Source organism: Actinomadura sediminis, assembly GCF_042675525.1.
GTDB classification, from domain to species: domain Bacteria; phylum Actinomycetota; class Actinomycetes; order Streptosporangiales; family Streptosporangiaceae; genus Spirillospora; species Spirillospora sediminis.
The window spans coordinates 1-1385 of sequence record NZ_JBHTJA010000249.1; the positions used below are offsets into that span (position 1 = coordinate 1).

Genomic DNA, 1385 nt, shown 5'->3' on the forward strand with positions numbered 1-1385 from the left:
GGGAGTGTCCAGTTAACGGTGTAACTTGATCTTGCTCGGGTCAGTTGCGGGTGGTGGTGAGGCGGCCTTCGAAGGCGATGTCGAAGGCGTTGAGGGCTGCCTTCCACCGCATGATCCAGCGTTTGCGGCCCGTGCCCTTGGGGTCCAGGCTCATCACCGCCAGGTAGACGCACTTGAGCGCGGCCTGCTCGTTGGGGAAGTGCCCGCGGGCCTTGACCGCCCGGCGGATGCGGGCGTTCACGCTCTCGATGGCGTTGGTCGAGCAGACGACCTTGCGGATCTCGGGGTGGAACTGCAGGAACGGCACGAACTCGGCCCAGGCGTTCTCCCACAACCTGATGATCGCCGGATACTTGGTCCCCCAGGTTTCGGCGAACTCCAGCCACCGCTCCATCGCCGCCGCCTCGGTCGCAGCGGTGTAGACGGGTTTGAGCGCCTTGGCGATCTTGTCCCAGTCCTGCCGGGCGGCATACCGGAACGAGTTGCGCAGCAGATGCACGATGCACGTCTGCACCAGGGTCTGCGGCCAGACGTGGGCGACGGCGTCGGGCAGGCCGGTCAGTCCGTCGCACACCACCATGCAAGCGTCGGCCACGCCCCGGTTCTTGAGTTCGGTGAGGACCTGCAGCCAGTACTTGGCGCCCTCGCCGCCGCCGTCCCTGGCCCAGAGCCCGAGGATGTCGCGGGTGCCCTCGACGGTGACGGCCAGCGCCACATAGATCGGTCGGTTGGCGACCTGCCCGTCACGGATCTTGACCTGGATCGCGTCCAGGAAGATGACCGGATAGACGGAGTCGAGCGGCCGGTTCTGCCACTCGACCATGCCGTCGATGACCTTGTCGGTGATGGTGGAGATGGTCTGCTTGGACACCGTGGCGCCATAGACCTCGGCCAGGTGCGCGGAGATCTCCCCATGGGTGAGGCCCTTGGCGCTCAGGGACAGCACCATCTCGTCCACCCCGGTCAGCCGCCGCTGTCGCTTTCGGACGATCTTCGGCTCGAAGGTGGCGTCCCGGTCCCGGGGCACGTCGATCTCGACGGGGCCGACCTCGGTGGTGACGGTCTTGGACCGGTGCCCGTTGCGGACATTCCCGCCGCCCTCGCCCGTCCGTTCGTGGCGGTCTCGGCCCAGGTGGTCGGTGATCTCGCCCTCGAGCGCGGACTCCAGCACCCGCTTGGTCAGCCGCTGCAGCAGGCCGCCCTCGCCGGTCAGGTCCAGGCCCTGCTCACGGGCCTGGGCCACCAGCCGGCCGACCAGCTCCTGATCGACCCCGGCCGTCTCCGTGGCCGGGTTGTCGGACTCGGCCACCACGGCCTCCGTGCTCGCTTCGGTTGTCATGCGTCACTCCTTGATCAGGAGTTACACCGAAAACCGTACAGTCCCG

Annotated in this window: 1 protein-coding gene; it reads right to left on the reverse strand. The window is 67.4% G+C overall.

Annotation, left to right across the window (positions count from 1 at the left end; translation table 11 throughout):
- Positions 1 to 40: 40 nt before the first annotated feature.
- Positions 41 to 1339 (reverse strand): IS256 family transposase, encoded by a 1299-nt coding sequence (locus ACFQ11_RS37710; protein ID WP_378307746.1) that lies wholly within the window; start codon positions 1337 to 1339, stop codon positions 41 to 43.
- Between the last annotated feature and the right edge of the window lie 46 nt (positions 1340 to 1385).

Excerpts from the sequence above, each read along its gene's own strand:
- ACFQ11_RS37710 (WP_378307746.1), bottom strand. The coding sequence starts at position 1,339 with ATGACAACCGAAGCGAGCACGGAGGCCGTGGTGGCCGAGTCCGACAAC.